The sequence below is a fragment of the Pseudonocardia sp. genome, assembly GCF_050250275.1.
Taxonomy (GTDB): Bacteria; Actinomycetota; Actinomycetes; order Mycobacteriales; family Pseudonocardiaceae; genus Pseudonocardia.
The window spans coordinates 1-3,319 of record NZ_JBFWOY010000072.1; the positions used below are offsets into that span (position 1 = coordinate 1).

At 75.1% G+C, this 3,319-nt stretch carries 3 protein-coding genes; 2 read left to right on the plus strand and 1 reads right to left on the minus strand.

Annotated elements, in window-relative coordinates:
• Nucleotides 1–233: 233 nt before the first annotated feature.
• Nucleotides 234–1,016 (plus strand): hypothetical protein, encoded by a 783-nt coding sequence (locus AB7F12_RS31625; RefSeq protein ID WP_428502846.1) that lies wholly within the window; start codon nt 234–236, stop codon nt 1,014–1,016.
• A 29-nt stretch (nt 1,017–1,045) separates the two neighbouring features.
• Here AB7F12_RS31625 and AB7F12_RS31630 read toward each other — a convergent pair whose 3' ends face one another.
• Nucleotides 1,046–2,242: an allantoate amidohydrolase gene (locus tag AB7F12_RS31630; protein WP_428502844.1), complete on the minus strand. Its 1,197-nt coding sequence runs from the start codon at nt 2,240–2,242 to the stop codon at nt 1,046–1,048.
• A 470-nt stretch (nt 2,243–2,712) separates the two neighbouring features.
• Here AB7F12_RS31630 and AB7F12_RS31635 point away from each other — a divergent pair, with 470 nt between their 5' ends.
• Nucleotides 2,713–3,159, plus strand: a complete 447-nt coding sequence (locus tag AB7F12_RS31635; RefSeq protein ID WP_428502843.1) for a response regulator — start codon at nt 2,713–2,715, stop codon at nt 3,157–3,159.
• The last annotated feature ends 160 nt before the right edge of the window (nt 3,160–3,319 follow it).

Genomic DNA, 3,319 nt, shown 5'->3' on the forward strand with positions numbered 1-3,319 from the left:
GGCCGTGCACGGTCAGGCGGGCATTACGGTGGGCCACGAGAGCCTCCGGGTGGTGTGGGTCCTAGACAAGCCACACCCCACTCGGGGGCTCTCCCTGGTTCAACAACCTCGACCGTGTGTCGTGGCGCTCAGATCGTCACCAACGTCTTGGCCGGATACACCTAGCCCCGGTCGGCCGCACACCCGGGCGCGGCACCGGCCACCGGGGCCGCTGCTGGGGCAGGATGGCCACCGTGACCGACCGAGCGGTGTCAGCGGCGACGCCCCCGCTGGTGCTGCCCACGACCGGCCCCGACCCGATCCCCGTCGACACCGCCGTCGCCGCGGTCCTCGGGTACGCACGCGGACGTCGGCCGCTGTGGTTCCGCTCGTTCGACAAACCGCAGGGCGACTGGGTCCAGCTGCCCGCGTTCGGCTGGACGCGCTACGACACCCTCGTGACCGGCCCCGGCGGCGACGACGACGTCCTGATCGGCGAGGGGCTGCACGGCCGCCTCGACCGGCCGGGCTGGGCCGACGTCCGGCAGGCACTCGTCACCGTCGCCCCCGTGGCCGCGGCCGCCGAGGAACGCGCCGACGGCCGGCCGTTCTGGGAGCTGCCCGACGACCAGCTCTCCGTCCTCGGCGAGCCCGGCACCGTCGGCGCCGCGTTCCGCGAGATCGACCGGGCCAGCGGCGCGCACCCCGGCCACGTCCGCGCGGTGCTGCACCATCAGCGGCCCGCACTCGTCCCGCACCTGACCCGCTCCACCCGCCGCGCGCTGCTCCCCCACTCCCACGAGGGCGACAGCGGCGTCGAGGCCGTCGTCCACCGGGAGCTCCGGGCCAACGCCGAGACCTTCTCGCACCTGGAGCACAGGGTGGCGGCGCTGCTCGGCGACGCCCGGCCGACCCGGCTGCGGCTGCACGACGTCCTGGTGTGGCTGGCCACGACGTTACGGCTGACCCACGCGGTGGCCCTCGGCACGGCGACGCCGGAGTGGCGGGGCCACCTCGAGGCCGTCACGGCCCGGTGACCGACGCCGCCCGTCGACGGCCGGGCCCGTCAGCCCCGCAGCTGGTCCCGCACCACCGCGGTGAGCGCGTCGACGCCGTGCGCGCAGTCGTCGGGCTCCGCGAGCTCCGCGGGCGAATGGGAGACACCGGTCGGGTTGCGCACGAACAACATCGCGGCCCGGACGCCCGCGCGGGCGAGGATGCCCGCGTCGTGACCCGCGCCCGTCGCGAGGACCGGGGCATCACCGAGCAGGCGGGCGAGGTCGGCGGCCAGGTCCTGGGCGAGCCGGGTCGGCCCCGTCCACGACTCCTCGACGGCGTCGGCACCCGCTGCGGCGGCGACCTCGCCGACGACCCGGCGCACCTCGTCGGCGTCGGGGCCGCGGGCGTCGAGCCACGCCGTCACCGACGAGGGGATCGCGTTGACGCCGTTGGGGTCGACCCGGACCTTGCCCACGGTGGCGACGCAGCCGGCGCGCGTGGCGGCGTCGCGGGCGGCGAGGATCGCAGCGGCGAGCCGGGGCATGGGGTCGACGCGGTCGGCCATCCGGGTCGTGCCCGCGTGGTTGGCCTCCCCCGCCAGCTCGAGCCGCCAGCGCCCGTGCGGCCAGATCGTCGAGCCGACGGCGACGGGCCGGCCGATCTCGTCGAGGCCGCGGCCCTGCTCGATGTGGAGCTCGAGGTAGGTGCCGACCCGGGCCAGGGTGTCCGGGTCGGGCCCCAGCTGCGCCGGGTCGTGCCCGGCCGCGGCCATCGCCTCGGCCATGGTGACGCCGTCGGCGTCGACCAGTGCGCGCGCACGGTCGGCGTCGAGGGCCCCGGTGAGGATTCTCGATCCGGCGCAGGCGACCCCGAAGCGGGCGCCCTCCTCGTCGGCGAAGTTCGCGACCGCCAGCGGCCGTGCCAGGACGACACCGTCGGCGCGCAGCGCATCGAGGGCGGCGAAGGCCGACACGACGCCGAGGGGGCCGTCGAAGGCGCCGCCGTCGGGCACGGAGTCGAGGTGCGAGCCGAGGACGAGCCCGGTCCGTCCCCGGGCGAGCGCGGCGTCCGGATCCTCGGTCCATGCCCACTGGTTCCCGGCGCGGTCGACGTCGACGATCAACCCCCGGCTCTCCGCCGCGCCGCGGAACCACTCCCGCAGGGTGCGGTCGGCCGGGGTCCAGGCGAAGCGGCGGTAGCCGCCGGTGCGGCCGTCGCGCCCGACCTCGCGCAGGTCGTCCCAGAGCCCGGCGAACGTGCTCATGGCGGTTCCCCCCGATCCCGGCGACGGTGTCGTGGTCGGCCGGCGGCGCTCTCGTGGGTCGGCCGGCGAACGGACCCTCCGTTCCGCAGCGATCGTCACACAGGCGGGGCCGGCGGCGGTCGCGGCGCGGCGGGACCGCGCCGGAACCGGACCGTCCACCGGCGGGGCACCGTCCGTCACCCGCTCCCCCGCCGGTCGTTGCCCACACGTACGGATCGTCCAGCGGGGGCCATGCGACGACCACGTACGCAGGAGGTCCCGGGCGCGGTGTCGTCGTTGACGACAACAGCGCGAGCCGGCCCGGGATCGCTACGCCATCCGGGACCGCTGGGCCATGCGGACCGCTGCGCCTCCGGGACCCTTGCGCCATCCGGGCCCGGAGGCCGCAGGGCCCCTGCGGTTCGGCACGGCCACGTGGCAGACTCGCCGGACCGTCGTCGGCACGCCCCGAGCCGTGGAGACCGATCGTAATGGCGCCTGTTCCGATCACCGTCCTGCTCGTCGAGGACGACCCGGGCGACGTCATGATCACCCGTGAGGCGTTCGACGACGACCTCCGCAACCGGCTCGACGTCGCGACGACCGGCACCTCCGCGCTGGCCCGGCTGCGCGGCGAACCGCCCTACCAGGACGATCCGCGTCCCGACCTCGTGCTGCTCGACCTCAACCTGCCGGGCCGTGACGGCCGCGAGGTCCTCGCCGAGATGAAGGCCGACCCGGCGCTGCGCGACATCCCGGTCGTGGTCCTGACGTCGTCGCGGGCCGAGGCCGACATCGTCCGCAGCATCGAGCTGGAGGCGCAGGCCTACATCACCAAACCCGTCGACCTCGGCCAGGTCGCAGAGGCTGTTCGCCAGATCGACAAACTGCTGGTCTGCGTGTTCGCGGCCGCCCGCCCCCAGTACGACGGCCGCTGAGCGGGCCCGTGGTCGACGCCCGGTCCGTTTCCACCTAGTGTCGTGAGTCGTTATTTCTTTGCTAGCTGGGTAGTCTTAGGTTCATGCCGGACCCCGTGGCTCCTGCAGTGACCCTGACCGACGCCGACCGTGACCAGCTCACTCAGTGGGCACGGCGAGC